The 20,012-nt window shown below is 64.3% G+C and carries 21 protein-coding genes and 1 pseudogene; 9 read left to right on the forward strand and 13 right to left on the reverse strand.

The genetic code is table 11. From position 1 onward, the window contains the following. The first annotated feature begins 503 nt into the window (after positions 1 to 503). Complete coding sequence (locus QMK34_RS06175; protein WP_326412431.1) at positions 504 to 668, forward strand: hypothetical protein; 165 nt, start codon at positions 504 to 506, stop codon at positions 666 to 668. A 23-nt stretch (positions 669 to 691) separates the two neighbouring features. On the opposite strand, the gene QMK34_RS06180 is transcribed toward QMK34_RS06175, so the two are convergent. After that, positions 692 to 1,576 (reverse strand): hypothetical protein, encoded by an 885-nt coding sequence (locus QMK34_RS06180; protein WP_326412433.1) that lies wholly within the window; start codon positions 1,574 to 1,576, stop codon positions 692 to 694. A gap of 171 nt (positions 1,577 to 1,747) precedes the next feature. Here QMK34_RS06180 and QMK34_RS06185 point away from each other — a divergent pair, with 171 nt between their 5' ends. Continuing rightward, on the forward strand, positions 1,748 to 3,703 hold the full coding sequence (locus QMK34_RS06185) for a hypothetical protein (RefSeq protein WP_326412435.1): 1,956 nt from the start codon (positions 1,748 to 1,750) through the stop codon (positions 3,701 to 3,703). Positions 3,704 to 3,823: 120 nt separating this feature from the next. Here the strand turns inward: QMK34_RS06185 and QMK34_RS06190 are convergent, their stop codons facing one another. From QMK34_RS06190 to QMK34_RS06200, 3 genes are all read right to left on the reverse strand, one after another. Further along, on the reverse strand, positions 3,824 to 5,146 hold the full coding sequence (locus tag QMK34_RS06190; protein WP_326412437.1) for a GGDEF domain-containing protein: 1,323 nt from the start codon (positions 5,144 to 5,146) through the stop codon (positions 3,824 to 3,826). Positions 5,147 to 5,414: 268 nt separating this feature from the next. Beyond that, on the reverse strand, positions 5,415 to 6,707 hold the full coding sequence (locus QMK34_RS06195) for an MFS transporter (protein WP_326412439.1): 1,293 nt from the start codon (positions 6,705 to 6,707) through the stop codon (positions 5,415 to 5,417). A gap of 181 nt (positions 6,708 to 6,888) precedes the next feature. Further along, complete coding sequence (locus QMK34_RS06200) at positions 6,889 to 7,176, reverse strand: helix-turn-helix transcriptional regulator (protein ID WP_326412441.1); 288 nt, start codon at positions 7,174 to 7,176, stop codon at positions 6,889 to 6,891. 138 nt (positions 7,177 to 7,314) lie between these two features. Between QMK34_RS06200 and QMK34_RS06205 the strand changes: the two genes are divergently transcribed. Then, on the forward strand, positions 7,315 to 7,716 hold the full coding sequence (locus tag QMK34_RS06205) for a hypothetical protein (RefSeq protein ID WP_326412443.1): 402 nt from the start codon (positions 7,315 to 7,317) through the stop codon (positions 7,714 to 7,716). 68 nt (positions 7,717 to 7,784) lie between these two features. After that, positions 7,785 to 8,587: pseudogene (locus tag QMK34_RS06210) on the forward strand (inositol monophosphatase family protein). Positions 8,588 to 8,872: 285 nt separating this feature from the next. Here QMK34_RS06210 and QMK34_RS06215 read toward each other — a convergent pair. The 5 genes from QMK34_RS06215 to QMK34_RS06235 all read right to left on the reverse strand — a co-directional run bounded on the left by QMK34_RS06215 (position 8,873) and on the right by QMK34_RS06235 (position 11,644). Continuing rightward, complete coding sequence (locus QMK34_RS06215; RefSeq protein WP_326412445.1) at positions 8,873 to 9,742, reverse strand: S1 family peptidase; 870 nt, start codon at positions 9,740 to 9,742, stop codon at positions 8,873 to 8,875. Positions 9,743 to 10,404: 662 nt separating this feature from the next. Further along, a complete protein-coding gene (locus QMK34_RS06220) occupies positions 10,405 to 10,611 on the reverse strand; it encodes a hypothetical protein (RefSeq protein ID WP_326412447.1) in 207 nt (68 codons plus the stop codon). Next, the gene (locus QMK34_RS06225) at positions 10,608 to 10,970 is read right to left on the reverse strand and encodes a transcriptional regulator (protein WP_326412449.1); all 363 of its coding nucleotides are present in this window, start codon (positions 10,968 to 10,970) and stop codon (positions 10,608 to 10,610) included. Before QMK34_RS06225 ends, QMK34_RS06220 begins: the two co-directional genes overlap by 4 nt. 1 nt (position 10,971) lies before the next feature. Further along, a complete protein-coding gene (locus QMK34_RS06230) occupies positions 10,972 to 11,172 on the reverse strand; it encodes a helix-turn-helix domain-containing protein (protein WP_326412451.1) in 201 nt (66 codons plus the stop codon). A 31-nt stretch (positions 11,173 to 11,203) separates the two neighbouring features. Then, the gene (locus QMK34_RS06235) at positions 11,204 to 11,644 is read right to left on the reverse strand and encodes a transcriptional regulator (protein ID WP_326412453.1); all 441 of its coding nucleotides are present in this window, start codon (positions 11,642 to 11,644) and stop codon (positions 11,204 to 11,206) included. Between the two features lie 242 nt (positions 11,645 to 11,886). Between QMK34_RS06235 and QMK34_RS06240 the strand changes: the two genes are divergently transcribed. From QMK34_RS06240 to QMK34_RS06255, 4 genes are all read left to right on the forward strand, one after another. Next, on the forward strand, positions 11,887 to 13,218 hold the full coding sequence (locus tag QMK34_RS06240; protein ID WP_326412713.1) for a helix-turn-helix domain-containing protein: 1,332 nt from the start codon (positions 11,887 to 11,889) through the stop codon (positions 13,216 to 13,218). Positions 13,219 to 13,307: 89 nt separating this feature from the next. Beyond that, a complete protein-coding gene (locus QMK34_RS06245; RefSeq protein WP_326412455.1) occupies positions 13,308 to 13,478 on the forward strand; it encodes a hypothetical protein in 171 nt (56 codons plus the stop codon). A gap of 161 nt (positions 13,479 to 13,639) precedes the next feature. Then, positions 13,640 to 14,215: a hypothetical protein gene (locus QMK34_RS06250; protein ID WP_326412457.1), complete on the forward strand. Its 576-nt coding sequence runs from the start codon at positions 13,640 to 13,642 to the stop codon at positions 14,213 to 14,215. A 111-nt stretch (positions 14,216 to 14,326) separates the two neighbouring features. Further along, on the forward strand, positions 14,327 to 14,617 hold the full coding sequence (locus QMK34_RS06255) for a transposase (RefSeq protein ID WP_326412459.1): 291 nt from the start codon (positions 14,327 to 14,329) through the stop codon (positions 14,615 to 14,617). A 103-nt stretch (positions 14,618 to 14,720) separates the two neighbouring features. Here QMK34_RS06255 and istB read toward each other — a convergent pair whose 3' ends face one another. Both istB and istA read right to left on the reverse strand, forming a co-directional pair. Next, positions 14,721 to 15,482 carry an IS21-like element helper ATPase IstB gene (gene istB, locus QMK34_RS06260; RefSeq protein ID WP_326412461.1) on the reverse strand — a complete coding sequence of 254 codons (762 nt, stop codon included), beginning with the start codon at positions 15,480 to 15,482 and terminating at the stop codon, positions 14,721 to 14,723. 59 nt (positions 15,483 to 15,541) lie between these two features. Further along, positions 15,542 to 16,801, reverse strand: a complete 1,260-nt coding sequence (istA, locus tag QMK34_RS06265) for an IS21 family transposase (protein WP_326412463.1) — start codon at positions 16,799 to 16,801, stop codon at positions 15,542 to 15,544. Positions 16,802 to 17,661: 860 nt separating this feature from the next. On the opposite strand from istA, the gene QMK34_RS06270 reads away from it, so the two are divergent. Continuing rightward, the gene (locus tag QMK34_RS06270) at positions 17,662 to 18,018 is read left to right on the forward strand and encodes a hypothetical protein (RefSeq protein WP_326412465.1); all 357 of its coding nucleotides are present in this window, start codon (positions 17,662 to 17,664) and stop codon (positions 18,016 to 18,018) included. Here the strand turns inward: QMK34_RS06270 and QMK34_RS06275 are convergent. Further along, complete coding sequence (locus QMK34_RS06275; protein ID WP_326412467.1) at positions 17,990 to 19,120, reverse strand: aldo/keto reductase; 1,131 nt, start codon at positions 19,118 to 19,120, stop codon at positions 17,990 to 17,992. The genes QMK34_RS06270 and QMK34_RS06275 overlap by 29 nt on opposite strands. Further along, a complete protein-coding gene (locus QMK34_RS06280; RefSeq protein WP_326412469.1) occupies positions 19,117 to 19,971 on the reverse strand; it encodes a hypothetical protein in 855 nt (284 codons plus the stop codon). The genes QMK34_RS06275 and QMK34_RS06280 overlap by 4 nt, the downstream gene beginning before the upstream one ends. Between the last annotated feature and the right edge of the window lie 41 nt (positions 19,972 to 20,012).

The following is a 20,012-nucleotide window of genomic DNA, read 5'->3' on the forward strand; positions in this document are numbered from 1 at the left end:
TCGCTGTCGTTCAGTCCTATCTGGACACCGCCACCAAATGGGGCATCGACAAACTCCACGCACTCCGGGAACTGTTCACCACCGGCGCCTGGCTACCACCAGCACTCACCCCCAGCTGAATAGGTACGGTTGAGCCTGTCGAGCTGACGACGGGCTAGTTCCATGGCATTCGACACGACAAGCCCGCATCCCGCTAATCCGATAACCCTTCTGCCATAGAGTATAAGTAACACCTATAACCTGGTCGTGCCCACCATCAACCGGTCTATGACCACGGTGACGATCCTTCGGGTCGTCGCACATTCACCGAACTTCGAGTCGTTCGGTGCGGAGATTGAACGGCAAATGGAGCTTAAGGGGCCTCGGTCTATGGCGCGATACGCCGACTCATCGAGCGTGGTTATCTTCGCGTCACCCGCGAGGAACCCGTCAAGCATGGCACCCCACGACGCTATGTTCAACTCACGGAACTTGGCAGGAAACTCGCCTCGAACTGGGGTGTGATGCGACGCGAAACCCTTGCCGCTGAACGACTCCGCAGCATCGCCGACATCTTGCGTCTACCCAACGGTGGACGCCTTCAGCGCGCCGCCGACCTGCTCGACGAGCATGCCCCTTTCGATGCCGACTTCGATCCGGCAGCGCTTGTGGACGCCATCCTGGGTTGACCAGGAGATGGGTTCACACTGGCCTAGAGGCCGAAAACCCGATGGTGCTCGCGCGTGTACTCTTCGTGGGCCTGCCGGTACTCCTGGATCTCTACGGCGTACTTGTGGCTGATCTGATCAGCCAGCCACTGATCAAAAATCTCTACCTTGCGCGCATAGTCGGCCACTACGTCAGCGATGTCGATCTCCGCGCCACAGCGTTCGATCCACGACTTCGCGTCGCTATTCCACCTTTCCCAGCGGAGCAGCGGTTCACATGGCAACACCAACTTGATCTCATACACTGTTGCCGACATTGTGCTGCTGCTCTGACCGACCGGAAGGTCACGATGAGCCATATAGTTCCGAAGACCCTTCAGGAACACTGCTTGCATGTCGCCGTTAAACGTGGCTGCCACGTTGTCCTTGTATGCCTTTGTGAACTCGATGTCAGCCGCGAAGTGCTTCTCCATGAACCGACGTTGATGGTCAACACGTGTGCTCAACGCCGTTAGAACATTGTGAAGCAGCCGCTCAGCCTCCGAAAGCATACCGTCATGCGCGCCGGGATTCTTCACTTCCATGATCGGCAACGAGAAACCGGGATCTTGCAGCTGAGCGACAAATGCCTGATACTGCGCAACATTGGCCTGAAAGACATACGCAGTACGCTTGACCCGATCCACCAACGCCAACCCCCGATACCCTGGCGACCCGCGCAACTCCCGCTGACGAGTGACCAACCACGGCTCACCCGGCACCACCACTGACTCGCCGACCGGATCAGCGGCAGCGCCGCCCTCCTCGCTCTCCACAGATCGCATCATCCCACGCACCACCCGCGTGAGCGGGCGGAGCAGGCGCTCGCCGCAACCATCCCTCCCAGTAATCGGCAGGTTGGCACCCGACAGGTTGGCGATGAAGGGCAACTGCTTCGTCGACGACGGGGCACAAGCCGGTGTAAACCGAGAGGTTGCGGCCTCCTCCCCGACCAGGAGCGTGGGACGCCAGCCACGATGTCAGCACGTCACGTAACGTTTCAGTGACTCACCGGCATGCCCAAACGGGCTTGATCTGCTTGGCTGGGAGAATCCGTGCCTATGTCTGATCTCGCCACCTGGCGCGCGCGTGCCGCCGACCCCGATGTGGTCGCCGCCGCCGAGGTGTGGACCGACCGAGCCGCTCCGACAGTGGTCTTGCGGTCGCCACCGGCCGAAGTGTTGGACTACCTCGTCGACGAGGGGTGCTGGCGGGGGACATTGAGAGCGGTGCTCGCCAACCCGTCGGTGCCGAACACGGTGCGGGCCGCCTTGGCGACGCGGGCCAAGGGCAAAGCACGGGCGACAATTTCCCAATACGCGCTGCGAGACCTCGATGACGTGTCGGGGATGGTCGCGGTCGCCGCCGCGATCACGCCAGCCGAACTGGAGAAGGCTGTCAACAGCCTGCGATTCGGATGGGACCGGGACCGGGATCCGGATGTGGTGCAAGCGAGGCTGGCCAAGATCCTGCGCGGGTTCACCACCTCGTCGCAGACGAGGTGCCGCGCGCTTGCGGCGCAGGCGTTTCCACTGGCCCTCGGTCCGCGCCACCGCTACGCCGACGGTGAGGTGTCGGCGTCTCGGCTGCTTACCGACCCTGACATCGCGGTGCTGGTCGCGCTGGCCCGCAACCCTCACCTGCGGCATCTGCCGGAGACCCCGGACGGGTTGGAGGTACGGCGCGCGCTGCTGTCCAGCGACGAGCCGCGAGTGCGGACCGCAGCCCGCCGGGCAGGGGTGCATGTGACCGACAGCCACATCGAGGCAGCCTTCGCTGCCGCGCACGGCCACCCGGTGACCGTCGACCCGGACACGATGCTGGCTCCAGCCGACCCGCTGGACGACGACGCGCCCGCCGTGCGGGCGACCGGTGTGGCCAACGGCATCCACCGCCAAGACGGTGCCCGGTGGGCGCGTGTACTGGCCGATCCCAGCGCCCAGGTACGCAAGGCGGCAGCGACGCATGGGTGGGGCACACCCCGGTTCGTCTGGACGGCCCTGGCGTCCGATCCCGATCCCGGCGTGCGCAAAGCGGTCGCCGCGTCCCGATGGGCACCAGCAGAACGCCAACGCCTGCTGCTGTCCGACTCCGACCCCAGCGTGGCCGCCGCCGCCGAGGCCCGTGACCCGCTGTCGCGACAGGTGCGGGTCCACCCATCCCTGCCCGCCGACGGTGGGATCATGCTGCCTGTCAGCTACACCCACGATCCCCGGATCCGGTTGCTCGACGTCACCGCCGCCACGCTGACTCTCGGCCAGCAGCACCAGCTCGCCGAGGCGGCGCGCGCTGATCGGGCAGCGCGCGCCGAGGCCCGTGACCGCGTGATCGGGGGCCTCGGCACTCACCTCGCGCACGCGGACTGGCACGCGGACGCGGACTGGATTGCCGACAGGTGGGGTCGCTGGACTCAGGTGTTCGCCGTCCCGGCACCGATCAGCACCCTGGGCTGGGCACGCGATCGGGCCGCCGCCCCATTCCGCGGCCTCGACACCGCCGACGACCGGGTGACCGGCGCGCTCGCCCTGTTCGACGCCGTCCTCGGTCTCGCCGCAGCGCCCGACACCGACCAAGGCAACGCGGACCGAGCAGTGCTCACGCAGCCGTGGGAACGGGTGTGCCTGCCCACCACCCACACCGCGGACACGGTCTATGGCGCGCGGACGGCGTCCGCGCGCCAGTGCTTGACCAGCGCCGCGCGACTGCCCCGCAGCACGCTCGACGCCGTGCTCACCACCCGCATCGGCATCAACGAGCAGCAGTGGAAGACCGCCCGGAACGAGGCGATTGACGTGGCCGCCGGACCCGACGGCCACGTGTACGCCGCCCACTTCCTGTTCTGGGACGCCGTGGCTGCCGCCGAACTCGCCACGCGGGAGAAGCCCACCGATCCGCTGCTGGCCGACGCGCTGTGGGGCGCCGCTGCCGCAGCGGCTTACACCGACACGCTCTCGGCCACCACGATCACGGTCCTGACCCTGCCGTGGACCGCAGCCGGGCTCACGCCCACTGTCTAAACCCCAACTCCGATCAGGGCACTAACAAAGCCCAAGCCCGAGCGCCGGCAGACCGTCGCTCACGGCAGTGACAACGCCCAGGTCCGAGCACTCGTCACCGGAAACGTTTGGCTGAACGTCTCACAAGGGGCGGTGGTCTTGGCCGGGCGCCTCGCGTGGGTTCGGTGCAGGCGGAGATACGTGCTCGCCTGCGAGGTGGACGCGGTCGCGGCCGGCGTGCTTCGCGTCGTACAGGGCGGTGTCGGCGGCGACCTGGAGTTCGGTGAGGTCGGTGATCGCCGGGCTCGGGTACAGGGCGCCACCGATGGAGATGGTCAGATCGTCCACGGTGTCCGCCGTGTCGTCGGCGGTGATGTCGACGACCAGCGCGCGGACCTGGCGCAGGATGCGTTCGGCGATGGAGCGCAGTTCGGTCGTGGTGACCTCGGGCAGCAGTACGGCGAACTCTTCGCCACCCCATCTGCAGGCGGCGTCGTAACTGCGGACAGCCTCGGTGATCGCGTCGGCGACGGCGCGCAGCACCAGGTCGCCGGCCACGTGCCCATGGGCGTCGTTGACTCGTTTGAAATGGTCGAGGTCGAGCATCAGTACGCCTGCTGACATGCGGGTGGCGGTGGCGCGTTGCAATGCGCTGGTGGCGATCTGGTGCCACCAGGCCGGGGTGTGCAAGCCGGTCTTGCCGTCGGTGCGGGCGTCGTCGCGGAACTGCCCGAGCAGCAGCGTGCGGTGGAACGCGATCAGGCCGCCGACCATGCCGACGACCAGCAGCCGGACGTCGAACTCCAGCAGGCCCGCAGCGGCCAGGCCGAACGCCATGGCGCCGGCCTCGACGATCTGCTCGGTGAACTTGCTGAGTAGTTGCGAGGCCCGTAGGTCCGGCGAGCTGGCGAGGATGGCGCCGAGGATGAGCGCGTAGTTGATCAGCCAGCGCAGCACGGCTGCGGCGATCACGAAGCCGAGGCCGATCCAGCCCAGGGGAATGCCGGGGTGCGGGCCGGGTGCCTCGGCCAGCACGAGGGCGGACGCCTGGGTCGCCAGCAGGACGGTCGCCGCCGAGAACACCCACCGGTACAAGGGCCTTCTGCCGCGCCATACGCGGAACCAGACGTAGCTCTGGAGGGCGATGACCAGCACGCTGGCCAGCGAGGCGGGCAGAACGAGCACCGCGCACCAATGCCACGGTGTCAGGCCATCGACGAACGGACCGGTGCCAGCGGTGAGCTTCCGGGTTCGCTCGATGCGACGGGAGCCCTCCACATGGGCGATCGCGCACCCGAATAGCACCGCGAGGCGAGTCCAGTCGGTGGCGGTCACCGGGAGCATGCCGGTCGTGGCGACGGACGCGGCGAGGGCGGCGGCATCGACGATCAGCACGTAGAGCAGGACCTGGCGGGGTGTGCTCCACAGCTCGAAGCCCCGCACCCACCGACACGGTCTGCTCACCTGCGGCCACCCCCACGGTGACTGAAAAACCCAAGATGACACGTCTTCACGTTCCTGTGACCAGCGTAATCGAACTGGCACTCCAGGTGACCGAGCTGTGGGAGACCATATAAACGGTACCCATCCGGCGCAGTCCACACCGGACACCGCGCCCGCAGCCCGCCGTGGCGACAGGAGGTGATCGGCCGTGCGTGAAAACACCTGGCGCGAAAACACCTGGAAGTGATCTCCGGTCACCCGTCCAGCCGTAGGTCCTGGACACGCTGAGTCAACCGGTGTCGGTGGCTCGCGGGTCCACGACGCTGGCCTCGCCCGGCCCCGCTTCGTGGGGCGGGGCCGACGCCGCCCGCACCCAGGCCACCGCCGCGCCGCTCGCGGCCAGCACACCGATCCCGCCCGCGATGCCGACCACGACGGACGGAGCGAGCACCTGGGCGAGCAGGCCAGCGGCGACGATGCCCAGGCCCTGGGCGGTCTGCATCGCGGCGCTGGCTAGGCCGATCGCCTGACCTCGGGAGGCGTCCGGAACGATCTGCACGAAGGTCGTTTGCACGACCATGTCGTGCGCCGACAGCATCCCGGAGACCGCCCACAGGACCACCGAGATCGCCAGCACCGGTGCCCACGCGGTCGGCACCAGGACCGCGCAGGTCGCGATCGCCAGCGGCGCCATCATCCGCAGCCGCCAGTCCGGCCGCACGCTCTTGAGAATCAGCATCCCGATCACCGAGCCCGCCGGGATCGCCGCGAGCAACCAGCCCACCACCGCCGTGCCGCCCGCGCCCCGTAGCTGCGCCGCGTAGGGCACCGCGATCCCTTCGGGGATGACGTAGAAGCCGTTCACGCAAGCCAGCGCCGTCAACGCGCGCAGCCGCCGGTCGCCGACAACCAACCTCGCTCCGGCACGAAGGGAGCACCACCAGGTTCGTGGTGAGGCGCCGGTGCCGGCTGCGGGAGGGCGGTGAGCTCGTACTCCCCAGGTGAGCAGGGCGACGGAGACCGCGAAGCTGCCCGCGTCGATCCACAGGGTGGTGTTCGTGCCCAGCGCGGTGACCAGCGCCGCGCCCACGCCGATCCCGCCGACCAGGCCGAGCTGGTCAGTGGTGCGCATGACGGCCATGCCGACCACAAACCGGTCACCGGACAAAATCTTCGGCAAGATCGCGCTGCGCGCCGAGGAGAACGGTGCGTACGGCAACTGAACGAAGATCAGCAACACGACCAAGACCACGATCGGCTGGCCGGGAAGCGCCATGACCGCGACTAGCACCGCCCGCACCAGGTCGGCGACCACCATGACGCCACGGCGGGAGAACCGATCGGCCAAGCCGGACAACAGCGCCCCGCCGGCCAGCGTCGGCAAGATCGTCATCGCATAGGTCAACGCCGTCCACGCGGGCGACTGCGTCCGGTTGTAGACCAGCACCGACAGTGCAACCCGCGCCAGTTGGTCCCCGATGCGGGACTGGGCGTGGGCCAGCCACAGGACCCGGAACTCGGCGACCGCGAACACGTCCCGAAACCGCGCTGGCAGCGCGATCTCTGGTGGTTGCTCGGCCATGCCCACTCCCTGGGCTCTCGCGATGTCGGGGACCTGGACACCCTGGCATGAAGTAGTCGATCCGTCACGCACAACGACCAATGTCGTGTGAACTTCTCACCGGCCCGTGGGGCAGTGTCCGCCGACGGCTGCGCGCACATAATACCTGGTCAACGGGCTGAGTCGGCGGGATTGTTAACCTTCAGCGGGTGCGCTTTCCGGCATGGTCCGTGCTCCAGGCCGTGTGCGGGTGTTCGACGGGGGTATTCCGCGCCTGGATCAGGCCGCGGTGGGTGAGGTGGTAATAGTGTGGCGGCGAGGGGCCGTGTTGTCGCCCGGTCTGCTCTCTGTCCCAGCGTGCATGGACCCATCCGTCGCGCTGGAGTCGAAGGAGTATCGGATACGTCGTGCCCGACAGCAGGCCGGTGCGCTCGAAGATCTCCAGTCCGTAGAGTTCCGTGTTCGGCTCGGCGGCCAGCGCGTTCAGCACGACCCGCACTTTCGCTCTCATTCGATGTTCTCCTCTGACTCGGCTGGTGGTGCTCGCTGAACAGGACCGTCCGATCGAGTCCGATCGCGCTACTTCGTTGCGGGCCTTGAGGTTGGCGGCGGATCGGACGCGCTGCGGGTGATCACCGACATCGCGAGCTGCCAGTCCGATCGGCCGTGCGGGGCGATGGAAGTGCTAAGCGAACAACGGCAGGCAACTTACGTGTTTGTTGGTGAAGGAATTACCTTTACCGATGAACGGCAGGAGATTCTTGAACGAACTGCCAGCTTTTTTATTGCCAATAATGTTAGATTAGTGACAGTGGCACCGGCCGGGACATTTGCGGTAGTATCCGAGGACGAATCAGATTTCATGCCCGTTACGCGTAACGGGCTGGTCCAGTTCGCCATTGAAAAAAAGCTCCCGGTGCAAAGAGCCAAGATTGCCTGGAACGCCTTGATGCATAAAAGCGACGATCCTGAGTACGATCGGAAACGCGGCATACCTGCTGTTCGCTTGGGTCGCGCTGATACACTATAGACCTCGCCGTGATCCACGTCCTGCGGCACCGGCCGACCAGCATCACGGACAAGGGCGACCGCGACCTGGTGACGAACATCGACCTCGCCGTCGAGGGCCTCATCCGCGGTCTGTTGGCCGATTGGGATCCCGCGATCGGTTTTCTCGGCGAGGAACGCGGCGCCTTCGGTGACCAGAACACCCGCTGGGTGCTCGATCCGATCGACGGCACCATCAACTTCGCCACGGCAGCCCACTGTGCGCGATCGCGCTCGCGTTGATCCACGAGGACCACCCCGTTCTGGGTATCGCCGTGCCGCTCCTACATCGCCGTTCCTGGGCCGTGCACGGTGGTGGCGCGTACCGCGACGACGAACCGATCACCGTGTCGGCCCCCAGCCCGCTGGACGAGGCCGTCGTCGGCATGTGCAGCTATGGCAGCGGCTTCAACGCCGCCGTTCGAGACCCCCTGTGCGTCCACGTGGACAGCGAACTCACCGCCCGCGCTCAGGGAGTCCGCAGGCTGGGCAGCACCGCGCAGGACCTGGAGTGGCTGGCCGAGAGCACCCTCGACGCCGTCGTGCTGTTCGGCAACAGCCCCTGGGACACCGCCTCCGGCGTGATCATCGCGCGCGAAGCCGGTGCGCTCGTCCTCGACGCTGACGGTAGCTCCCACACCACCCGTTCACGCGGCGTGCTGGCCACCACCCCCGGCGCTCGCCGACCTGTTGCTGTCGATGATGGCCATCGCCCGCGACACCCCGTATTGGCCCCCGCCGACCGCCTCATGAACGAAATCGCGTCGTGTCGAGCGGGGACGGCCGGGTCCGCCTCCGTCCGGCCGCCTCGGCAGACCCGCCGATCACCAACCTGGGCAGCCCAGCTGGCATGAAAGGCACGTGGTGCGGAGGAATCCTCATGCTCGGGCAAGAACGCGGCTGGCTTGAGTCATACCCATACGACACGCTGGCGCGGGCCGCCCGCGCGGTGTTTCGCCTAATTCCATGTAAAAATATGCTCGTTTAACTTACTGACTTATAACATCTTTCGGGTTTGCGATCAACAGATTTTTATCTGCATCCCCGCAGTGCCGCCGCCCCGTCAACGCCCATGGCCACATGCCAAAGAACGCCATGCCGCTGCACCCATCTGCGGCATGGCGTTCTTCAGGCTTCAGCTAGGAGGTCGCCGGAACTCCCCTCGCCGTGTCGTACAACCAGCCCCGGAAGTCCGGCGAACTGGTGTAAACGGTGGGCTTCTCACCGGGGTACCGCGCCGCCGCCCGGCTACAGGTGCCCACGAGCTGGGGCACGCCGCGTACCAGGGCGACCGCCGGGCCACCGGAGTCACCGGGGCCGGGGCCATCCGTTCCGTGGGGGTTGCTGGTGCAGATTTCCGCCACCGACTGTTGCGCATCGGCACACTTGAGGGGTGGGAGCACCTTCGTTTCAAGCTGCTGGAGCTTCAGCGGCAAGCTGCCCCCTCCATCCGGCTGGTCAACGCCCCAGCCGTAGAGGGTCACTCGTTCACCAGGTCGAGCGGCCCGGCCGCCGAGCTGGATGGGCTGCTCGGTGACGGCGTGGTCAAGCTGGAGCAGGGCCACGTCATCCACGGGCTGTTCCGGTGCACCAGCTGACCACTGCCACCCGGGATGCACCACGATCTTGACCACTTTGGCCGTCTCGCCGCCCTGCCTCCGATCCTTCGAGCCAACCCGTACCGAGAACGACTTGGCCGCAGTGGGGATGCCGCCAGCGTCACCCGGCGGGTCGGTAACGCAATGGGCATTGGTGACCACCCACGAGCGGAACAACAGCGCCGCGCCACAGGTGTGCCAAGCCACGCGACCGTAGGCCGGAGCGTCGTACTGGAGTGAGGCCATCCACGAGGTATTGCCGGTGGCTTCGTGACCACCCACCAGGTTCGGTTGTGCGCTGGCGTTGGCTGCGGGTGTAGCCAAGGCGGTGACCGCTACCGCCGCCAGGGCGGTAGCGGTTAGGACTGTCTTTCGCAACATCTCTACTTTCTCTTGGGTTTGCGCGTACAAAAACCCTCGGATATTCCGAAGGAGCCTTGGTAGCGCGGACGGTGAACGTCCCTTTGCGCTTGCTACCCCAGCCGATGCAATCCATCTAAGACGCGTTGCATAAGCTCTTGTTCTGGCCGAACAGCGACCGGCTTTCGTGGCCACGGCGTCGGTTGTTGGCGAACATATGGCCGCTTGCGGTGTGGCAGCGAGGGCACGGTCGGTAGTACTTCGGTCGGTACGTCGTCCGGTGGGACCACCGGGAAGATTTCCGTATCAGCCGCGGTGAGGTTGACTCGTCCTTCTTCCTCGGCCAGTCGTGCAGAGATTGCCTGCACGGAAACCCCTTCGTCATCCCATCGTTGCAGGCGCGCAACCCGCTGTCTCCGGACAAAGAAGCGAAGCAAGCTGGCCAGCAACAACCCGCCGCCAGCAAGCACCAAGAAGGCCGCTACCGGGTTCACCGCTCAGGTGGTGGTTCACGGAGGGCATGGCGGCCGGTAGCGCCAGGCGACAAACCCAGCTTGTCGGCGTAGAGGTGGACGGCTTGCGACAAGTCGGTAAGCAGGTTGGCACATTCGTGGAGTTCCTGCGCCGTAAGATACCCCGTGTCCAAACGTTCAGAGATATCCACCAGCTGGAGGGTCACCAGTCTGAGGGCGTCAGCCAGCTTCGGTGGCGAATTACGCATCGGGGTTGGCCTCCCCGCCGCCGGACTCGTCATCCTCGGCGTGCTGGTGGAGTAAATCGCCGAGTTCTGTCAGTAGTCCGGCAAACTCGTATTGCTTGGCCGTGGACAGGGTGCCGGTCAGCAAGGCATTGGCGACCGACCCGACATGTTTGTTGACGGCTTGTAAGGCGTTGACTAGTTCAATCGTTTGGTGCTTCATGCCGGATCTCCCATGCACCAGTTGGACGGGTTGAGGTCATCCGGCGGCGCGTCGTCGTTGACCAGTTCCGCGAAGTAGCGAATAGCCTCGATATGCGTGCTCGTTTGGGCGTCGCCAACGGCGGTCAGCCGCAACCACGTTCGGCCACGGACACCGGTATATGTTTCGACATATGCAGCGGCGCGGAGGGTGGCGACTTGGCGCGACAAAGTGGTGGCGTTCAAGGCAAGGGTGTCGCGAATAAACCCCAATCGACACCAAGCGTCATGCCGGAGCAGCAGCAGGATTCGCAACCGATGCGCGCCAAGCAAAACCGGGTCGATGTCACGGAAAAAGGCCAAGTCTTCGAGATGGGTCATGTCAGTGGCCGTTCCGATACGGCTTGGGACCAGTCGGGCGCATGGTGGTGTCCGTGGCTTTCAGGAGCCGCCAGACCGTGTTCACCGGCATCCCGTGTTCGGCAGCCAAGCTGTAGGTGGTTTCGCCTGCTTCGTAGGCGGTCTTGAGCCGCCCGGCAAGCGCTCGGCGTCGTGCGGCGTTGCTCTGGCTGGGAACGCTCATCCGAATGCCTTCACCAGTGCGACCGGGGTATTCACATCGCACCAACCTTGCAAAACCAGTTCGGCTGTTTCGTTCGCAGCTCGGTCGTGTGGCGCTCGATCTCGACGGGCAATGCAGCAAGCATGTGGAGGTAGGCAGTCCGTTCAGTTTCGCCGTAGCTTGTCAGCAATGCCCAACTGGTGGACTCGCGAGCAAGGCGAGTTGTGGTCACGTAGCCCCGCGAACGGAGCAAGTAGAAATGCCGCTTCAGCCGGTCTTGCGAAATGCCCGCCAGTTCGCACAAGGCCGTGAACCGTCGCCACTCCGTAGTGTCCAGCAGGCAGGTAATTCGTAGACGTACAAGGTCAGACAGCACCTCATGCGGCGCGCTCCGCAGGTTGCCAGCCCGTCCATCGCCAGGGGTAATCAGTCGGCATGGCTCCAAACCCGCCACCTGCGGTTTTGCATCTTCCGCTACCCGTTTTTCCACCATGCATCCCTCGTTCGTCTGGCTGATGGCACCCGAGACGGCCGAGGTCGGTTTCCTAGCGTCAAGTCGGGGGTTGACACTGCCCGTATGTCTGTTCTGGCAGGCCAGCCGCCCCGGGAGCCTGTAACTACCTTGGGGTGTGGCTGGTGGTGTGCGTCAGTCCCTGCACATGGCTGTCACAACGTCTGCCACCTGCGGCTATGCTGGCGGTGACGGCACGGGCATACCCTGGAGGCGTGAACGATATGGCGCATGAGCCAGACGAGCTGGTAGCCCGCCGGGGGCTGCTCGGCCAGCAGTTGGCGGCCTACCGGTCGGCCGCTGGACTGACCCAAGGTCAGCTTGCTCAGGCTGTCAACCTCGACCGCACCACGATTAGCCACATCGAAAAAGGCCGCACCCGTGCCGATAGGCGATTTTGGCGTATTGCTGACGAATGGTGCAAAGCGAGCGGCGACTTGCTGGCCGGATTTGCGGCGCTGGAAGCCGCCAAGCAGAACTATGATTTGCAGAATCGGGAAACAGAACTGTCTGAAGCGCGGGCAAAGGCTGAACGCCTGGCCGAAGTTATTTCCCCAAGCCTCATCGTGCCGACGTTGCCCGAAGTCGCCACACTGTGGGAAACGACTGACGTTATGCGTCGGCTCTACCGTAGTGACGTTGGCAGTGAAACGCTAGAGCAACTGCATATGGTGACTGAAGACCTCTGCTGTGAGTACGCCTGGCGTGACGGTGATGAGCTGAAAGCTGACGCCAACCACTGGTTACAGTACATTTCTGGTTTGCTGACTGGCTCTTGTACGCTAAAAGAGCACCGCGAACTACTGGTTATTTCTGGTTGGCTGGTGCTCCTGATCGGTTGTATCGAGTACGATCTTGGCCGCAAACGCCAGGCCGGTTTGAGTCGCGCGGCCGCGTTCCGCATCGGACAAGAAACAGGTCACGGTGAGATCATGGCCTGGTCGTTTGAAATGAGCGCCTGGTTTGCGCTGACGCAAGGTGACCTGGCCGCCGTTGCCGATTTCTCTGAGGCTGGCAGTAAGGCCGCGCCGAATACGTCAGTGGTGGTGCAACTTGCCGCTCAGTCGGCTAAAGCGGCTGCCCGCATGGGGCAGCCTGAGGCCGTGCGCCGTATCCTCGATAACGGCTATCGTCTGCTTGGCCAGCATGAACACCCCAGTCGGCCAGAAAACCACTTCATTATTGACCCTCAGAAGTGGGATTTCTACGCCATGGACTGTTACCGCATTGTCGGTGAAGATGCCCGCGCGGCTGAACATGCCCACGAAGTACTGAGAATCTCGCGGCGGCCAGACGGCACGGATAAAAGCCCGATGCGAGCAACGGAAGCCCGCTTGACGCTGGCAATGACAGCGATGCGCCAAGGCGACCTCGACTCCGCCGCCGATTGGACACGGCAAGCGTTGAGCGCCTCGCGGAAGTCGGCCGACCAGCTCGTGATGGTTGCGGCCGAAGTGCAGCAGGAAACCAAGCGGTTGTTTCCCAAAGACCCGGCTACCCACGCGATTACCGAGCCTATTGCTCAGGCGCTGACAGAACTGCGCTGGACTAATTGATGGGTTATTCGCATGGCGCAAGATCTCGGTAGGTAAAAAAAGGTAAATCTAAACGGAGTATTGTTATGCAACACGAAGAACCTCGAACAATGAAAATCACTGTAAGCTCGGACTTTCCGACCGCTTCATCGTCGTCGCTCCATGGCGCTAATCTCGATGCGATTGCTTTCAATATGGATTTCATTGCTCGCCGCGACCCGCAACTCGCTACCGAGTTGCTACGCGTCTGGCGCAAAGCTAAACAAATAGAAGACCGGTGATACAGTGTCGGCCGACAAGGATTACCTCATTGCCGAAGCCGAACTAAAACGCCTGCTTGAGCGGTAGATTTGCGACCTCTCGGATTTCCCAGAACTTCGGTACATTGGCTTGCGGTCTCAGCGTCACCCGTCGAACATTCGCTCCATGTTATTATTGAGCAATGAGCATTGTCGTAGCCGTTCACAACGGTCAGGAAATCGTCGTTGCATCCGACAGCTTGTCAACTTCCGACAAGACTGGAACCAAGACGGCTGATGACTCGATTCAAAAGGTGCGCCAAGCCAACTCCCGGCTCGCCTTTGCGGTAACCGGTCGTTTCATGAGTGACAAGTTGTCGTTTTTTGACCACTTCGTGTCGGTAGCTACCAATGAAACTGAGCTTGACGCCGCTCTGAATAAGTTATTTGACATGACCGTGCAGACCATGCGCGTACACGCGACCGAGGGGTTTCGCATGAGCCTGATTGGTTTCAACGGAGATACGCCTGGTTTCCGATGTGTTGATGTCGCGAAAGGAGAGGATTTTCAGGCACTCAGTGAAACCCGACGGAATTATTGGGTCAGCGGCGAGCACGACCCCGCAGAACGTTGTCTACGCGTGCTTGAACAGAGGGCTGTCACTAGCACGTCATCCGTGACCGAGATCGAGACGACACTTCGCAACCTAGTAACTGACTGCATCACGCGTTACCCGCAGACGCTTGGCCTGCCGGTTAACGTCGTGGTGCTGCCGTAGAGGTCATGCCGCGTCCTTACTGCCAGCTTCGCGCCACTTGCGTAACACTGAGGTTCCCCCCTTGGACCGGACACTCTGAGCCCAGACAGTGGTCTGGGGAGGGATGTCCTGGTGCCACGTTCGTCGAAGTATCCCGAGCAGTTCCGCAAGGACGCAGTCGAGTTGGTTCGCACCTCTGACCGTCCGCTGCGCCAGGTCGCTCGTGACCTGGGCGTAAACCACGAGACCCTGCGCAACTGGGTCAAGACCGCCGACAAGCAGGCGGCACAACCGGCCGGCGGGTCGGCCGTCACCGACCAGGACGAGCTGCGGGCACTGCGTAAGCGGGTGGCGGAACTGGAAGTGGAGAAGGAGATTCTGTGGAAAGCGGCCGCCTATTTCGCGAAGGAGATGGGTCGATGACCTGCAGGGTGCTAAGAAACACGTATAGGAGCCCCACCGTGTCAACGCTTCTTCAAATTTGACCCCCGGTGGGTCTCTGAAATTTGACCCCCTTGGGTTGGGGTCAGTCCTGGTTGATGGTGTTTTGCTGGTCTTTGGTCAGCAGGTTGCGGCGTTGGCGGGTCCGGTAGGAGTCGCCGGTGAGGGTGAGCACCTCGGCGTGGTGGACGAGCCGGTCGATCATGGCCGCGGCGACGACGTCGTCGGAGAAGGTCTCTCCCCAGCGCCCGAAGGGCAGGTTCGAGGTGACCATGATGGAGCCCTGTTCGTAGCGGGAGGCGACGAGCTGGAAGAACAGGTCCGCCGCGTCCTGGTCGAACGGGATGTAGCCGACCTCGTCGATGATGATCAGCTTGTAGCGGCGGATCTTCTTCAACTCCGCCTCCAGCCGGTTGGCCTGGTGAGCGGCGGCCAGGCGGGCGATCCAGTTGCTGGCGGTGTCGAACAGCACCGAATGGCCGGCCTGGGTCGCCTTGACCCCCAGCCCGATCGCGAGGTGTGTCTTGCCGAGACCGGGCGGCCCGAGCAGGATCACGTTCTCCGCCTTGGCGACGAATGTGCTCGTTGCCAAGTGCGCCAACAGATCCCGCCGTAGCGATGGCAGGTGGTCGAGGTTGAAGTCCTCCAACGTCTTGACCGCCGGGAAGTGCGCGGTGCGGATCCGCATCACCGTGCCTTTGGATTCACGATCGGCGACCTGGCGTTGCAGCAACGCGGCCAGATACTCCTCGTGCGACCAGTTCTCATCCCGTGCCTGCTGCGCCAGTTGCTCCCAGAACGCGGCGATAGTCGGGGTTTTCAGGACACGAGTCAGATAGGAAATCATCGATGGCAAACCATCCTTCGGCGACGTCCCCGAAGACTCGGGTTTCGTCTTGGTGGCGCTCACGTGTTGCTCGCTTTCGTTGCAGGGGCAGTGAAATCGACGCCGAACAGCGCGTCGTAGTCGGGCAGCGCTCGCAGTGCGACGACGTGCCCGTCGGTGTGCTGACGGTCTGTTCCCGTGCGTTGTTTCCTTTCTGCAGCAAAGGCTTTACGCAGGTTCGCTGCGATAGCCTGGTGGGCGGGATCGGTGATCACACCGTGCTTGGCCCACGACCTCTCGTGTTGTGCGACAACGTCACCATTGCAGAACACCGTCACCTCCCGCGCGGAGGCGGTGACGTCGACGAACTTGCCGATCACCCGCGGGTCGACCGAATAGTCGACGGTGTCGGCACGGACGTAGTAGTCTCGGCCCAGCCGGATCCGGTTGTTCAGCCCGATCGGCGGTGCCACCGGTGGCAGTGGAAGCATCGCCAGATAATCGGTCTCCAGCAGGTCCACCGGCCGCCCCTGGAGGGAGCGGACCGTGCGGGCGTTGGCGCGGACCAGCCAGTCGCCGAGCTGGGTGTTGAAGTCGGTCGGCGAGGTGAAGATCCGGCCGGGCAGAAACGACGTTTCCAGGAACTGATTGTTGCGCTCGACCATGCCTTTGAACTCCGGATCCCGCGGTGGCGCCAGCAAGATCTTCGTCGCCAGCGTCCCGGCGAACGCCGCCGCCGGCGCGCTGACCCGTCCGGTTCCGCCGATCGCGGACTCGCGATCCCAGACCAGCGTCCTGCTCACCCGCCCGATCCCGTTGATCAACTGCCACATGCCCGACAAGATGTCCCCGGCCTGGCGCGACGGGATCATCGTGGCGGTCAGGAACCGCGAGAACCCCAACGTCATCACCAGCACTGGCAACACCCGATCCTGCCCCGCCGCGACCGGGATTCTCGGCTCCGGGAACCACAGGTCGCATTGGGTGATCTGCCCCGGTTCGTAGACCATCCGGTCGACCGGGTCGATGCCGACATACTCCGGCCGGATCGCCGTCAGCCGTTTCTTCAACGGCGACATCGAGTGCGACCAGCTGATCTTCTGCGCGATCACCGGAGCGGGCATCTTCGGCCACTCCGCCAGCAACGCCCGGATCTGCGGCTCGAACACATCCGCCACCGAACCCCGAGCGGCTCGCTGGTACTTCGGCGGCCGATCCGAACTCAACGCCGCCCGCACGGTGTTGCGGGCCACACCCAGCCGCCTGGCGATCTCCTTGATGGGCACACCCTCCGCACGATGCAGACGGCGGATCTCAGCCCAGTCCTCCACGTTCAGCACCCTCCTAGCATCGGAGGGGGTCAATTTTCAGAGATCGCCTGGGGGTCAGTCTTCACGAACCGCCGACACACCGCCAAGAGGTGGGGCTCCTATACGTGTCGGCCCGTTGCCGTACGTCACAGCTAACTGCGCAGGTCGGCGCAGGCAGTAGCCACGCGACTTCAATACGTAGCCTTAGCGAACTTGATTAGCCACACGCCGAACTACTCTCCCGCAATCGGAGGCAGGCTATCCCGACCTTCGGCGGTGTTCTCGCCAGCTCGTCGGTGCAGTGAAGCCCAGCCGAAGCGACACCGGCATGGAGAAGTCGACAACGCTGGCGCCGAAGGCGGCGACGAGTTGCTGGGCGGCAAGCGGTACCTCAGCTCGACTGCAGAGGGACCACTCATCTTCGTCACGATGTCCAGCGGCCTCGCCGCCGATCCGAGGGGCGGGTGTTGGTGCGGTCGGACGCCGGACCGGCCGTCCGCCCGATAGGCCACTCTCCCTGCCTCTTCGGGTGATCAACCCAGCACGTACGGGTCGTTGGCCGGGGGGTCTCGTACCGCGGTCTGCGATCTGCCTATGTCAGCTGAACTGGACGCTGGCGGAACGGAGAGGCTGGGGCGGCCCCGCCGAGGGGGGAGGTAGCGGAGCCGCCGGTCACGAACGTATATACCTACCCGCGAGTTGCCAACCCGAGCAGCTCACACCGACAGACGTGTCCAGTGGTAGCGGCCTGTGGTCAGAACGTGAACTCATCGACCGGACGGCCGCCGAGCACACTTCCAGGCCGTGAAACGGGCTCGCATCCTTGATGTCGGGCACTTGGTCTACGCGCGCAGCGATGACCTGGTGGCGCGGTCGCCGACAATGCCTCCGTGGTCGAGTTATCCGCTGTCGCCCGCGTGCGCGCACGGCTGATCACTGACTACGCCATGTACTTCGTCAAGATGTCCAGCGAGCCGCTGTTGGCCGCACTGGACGATGTCGGATTGGCCGCGGAGTGGGTACTGCCTCGCGATCAGGAAACCGTCCAGCCGGACGAGGTCGTGCTCCGCGCGCACCGCGGCACTCGAATCATCGAGCTGCGCTGGGCTGAGATGCAGCGGCGGCTACTGCTCGAGATGGCAGACCTCCCGATGTCGGCTGAAGGCGTCGCACAACTGATGGACCAGCACGCTTCCGGACGGCATCCGTGGCAGTCGTTCAGCGAGGAGTGGAGGGTGTGGGCGTAGCCAGGACGGTTTCGCCAGCAGCGTCGAGACGCTCCTGGACGTCGGCCATGATCTGCCGCGCTGTTGCAATCTCGTCGGCACTTGGCCGTAGTCCGAGTGAGCCAACGTTCATCTCGACTTGATCAGGGGTGGTGAATCCCACGAGCACGACGGCGTTGGGCGAGCGGTTAAGACATCCCCATAAGGCGACCCGGATGAGGTCTTCGGTGCGCGGGCCGACAATCGCGCGCACGCGATCGAGCCCGGCGTTGATGATCGCGATGGCGTCAGGTTGGAACCACCGCTTGCGTAACCGGTGGTCTCCAGTGCCGAACGCGCGTTGAACATCCGAGCGGTAGGTCCCCGTGAGCAGCCCTTGCCCAAGAGGCTTGCTGATCAGGATGCCAACGTTGTGTTCGTCGGCGAAAGAGAACACGCCCTCCGACCGGGATGCTGGGGTCAAGAGGTTGTCTCGGATCGACAGGAAGTCGGGCCGCACGATGTCGAACAGAGCGCGGAAGCGAGCGATTTTGTCACCGCGCTGGTCGGGCGGAGTGGTGAGGCGATCCAGCGCGAAGCGATGGGGGCCGCGCATCCCGATGGCCTTGATAAGGCCCTCGTCGCGGAATGTTCGCATGGCCTTGAGCGCGGGGTGCAGCCGACGGTCGTCGGCACCGAAGTTGGGGTGGTGAAAGGCGTAGATGTCGAGATGGTCGGTGCGCAGGTTGTCCAGTGACTGTTCGAGTTGGCGGCGCATATGACCAGGCTCGAAGCCGTGCTCGGCGGTTCCGGCGAAATACCCCACCTTGGAAGCGAGCACGATCTCGCGCCGGGGGACCAGCGCGACCAACTGGCCGAGAAGGCGCTCGGATCGGCCGTGACCGTAGACGTCTGCGGTGTCGTAGAGGCGGGCGCCGTGCTGCCAGGCCGTTTCCAGCCCAGCGAGGGAGCGTGCCTCGTCGTCGCCGGTGGACCAGCCCATAGGCATCCCAAGGTTGTCATCGGGGCCGCCGATAGCCCAGCAGCCGATGCCGACGGCGGGGACGGTGATGCCGGTGGAGCCGAGCTGTCGGGTCGGGATCAGCGGACGGTCGAGGTGGTCATCGGCGTGGGGTGAGGTCATGCCAGCCTGCTCTGGTCGAGGATGACGGCGAGTTCGTCCTGGATGAACTCGTAGAGTTCGCCGGGGCGCGCGCAGACGAAGACCGGCACAGCGGCCCCGCGGGCGCGGGAGTGACTGTAGAGGCCGACGACGGCGATGTCATCGAACCGGTAAAAGCTGAAGACACGATCACCCGATCGGTAGTACACCTCGATCTGCGCGCCATGGGGCTGCCGGAGGGTCTCGTACGCGCGGTGGGTGGCGGTGATGCGAGAGCGCAGTTCGTTGGGAGTGGAGTCGAAGCGGTCGGCCAGGATCGCGAGGGTGAGTTCGTCGTTAGGGTCGGCCAGGAAGACGCGGATTCGGCTATCCGGCCTAGCGGCCACCTGCGCGAGTTCTCGGGCGTGCATGTTGCGCCAGGTCTGGCCGTAGGCCACGACGATGTCGAGTTCGGTGACCTCGGCGAAAAGCTGCTTCCATTCCAGCTCGCCCAGGTACGTTGCGCCGATCCGGAGAAGGCCCGCAGCCTCAAAATCGCGGGTCAGATTCTGCTGGAGTTCACTCCGTAGTGGAGTTGGTTTGCTCGCCTGATCTGCAAGGCGGGTCCAGGCGATCTCCCAGCGACGATCGCTAGTGGGGATGCCACAGGCGCGAACGAGTCCGAGGACGAGGGTCTTGCGCGGCAAGCGGCGGCCGGCGAGAGCGTCTTGGACGGTACTGCGCGGGAGTGCGATCTTGTTGCGTGTGCCCCACTGTTGCAGGGTCCGGTAGGACGGGTTGCCCGCGCGGAGGCGCACTGCTCGTAGGCATTCGGCGAAGTCGGCGACCGTGGTTGCGTCGAGCGGGTCGATGTCGTCTGTCGGCGATGTCATCGATCTCGGTGGCCGACTGGAAGGTGTCCCATACTGTCCGA

It is taken from the genome of Amycolatopsis sp. H20-H5 (assembly GCF_035828755.1).
In the GTDB taxonomy this organism is placed as follows: domain Bacteria; phylum Actinomycetota; class Actinomycetes; order Mycobacteriales; family Pseudonocardiaceae; genus Amycolatopsis.

Excerpts from the sequence above, each read along its gene's own strand:
- QMK34_RS06175 (WP_326412431.1), top strand. The coding sequence starts at position 504 with ATGCGACGCGAAACCCTTGCCGCTGAACGACTCCGCAGCATCGCCGAC.
- QMK34_RS06185 (WP_326412435.1), top strand. The coding sequence starts at position 1,748 with ATGTCTGATCTCGCCACCTGGCGCGCGCGTGCCGCCGACCCCGATGTG.
- QMK34_RS06195 (WP_326412439.1), bottom strand. The coding sequence starts at position 6,707 with ATGGCCGAGCAACCACCAGAGATCGCGCTGCCAGCGCGGTTTCGGGAC.
- QMK34_RS06220 (WP_326412447.1), bottom strand. The coding sequence starts at position 10,611 with ATGAAGCACCAAACGATTGAACTAGTCAACGCCTTACAAGCCGTCAAC.
- QMK34_RS06225 (WP_326412449.1), bottom strand. The coding sequence starts at position 10,970 with ATGACCCATCTCGAAGACTTGGCCTTTTTCCGTGACATCGACCCGGTT.
- QMK34_RS06230 (WP_326412451.1), bottom strand. The coding sequence starts at position 11,172 with ATGAGCGTTCCCAGCCAGAGCAACGCCGCACGACGCCGAGCGCTTGCC.
- QMK34_RS06235 (WP_326412453.1), bottom strand. The coding sequence starts at position 11,644 with ATGGTGGAAAAACGGGTAGCGGAAGATGCAAAACCGCAGGTGGCGGGT.
- QMK34_RS06240 (WP_326412713.1), top strand. The coding sequence starts at position 11,887 with ATGGCGCATGAGCCAGACGAGCTGGTAGCCCGCCGGGGGCTGCTCGGC.
- QMK34_RS06245 (WP_326412455.1), top strand. The coding sequence starts at position 13,308 with ATGAAAATCACTGTAAGCTCGGACTTTCCGACCGCTTCATCGTCGTCG.
- QMK34_RS06250 (WP_326412457.1), top strand. The coding sequence starts at position 13,640 with ATGAGCATTGTCGTAGCCGTTCACAACGGTCAGGAAATCGTCGTTGCA.
- istB (WP_326412461.1), bottom strand. The coding sequence starts at position 15,482 with ATGATTTCCTATCTGACTCGTGTCCTGAAAACCCCGACTATCGCCGCG.
- QMK34_RS06275 (WP_326412467.1), bottom strand. The coding sequence starts at position 19,120 with ATGACCTCACCCCACGCCGATGACCACCTCGACCGTCCGCTGATCCCG.
- QMK34_RS06280 (WP_326412469.1), bottom strand. The coding sequence starts at position 19,971 with ATGACATCGCCGACAGACGACATCGACCCGCTCGACGCAACCACGGTC.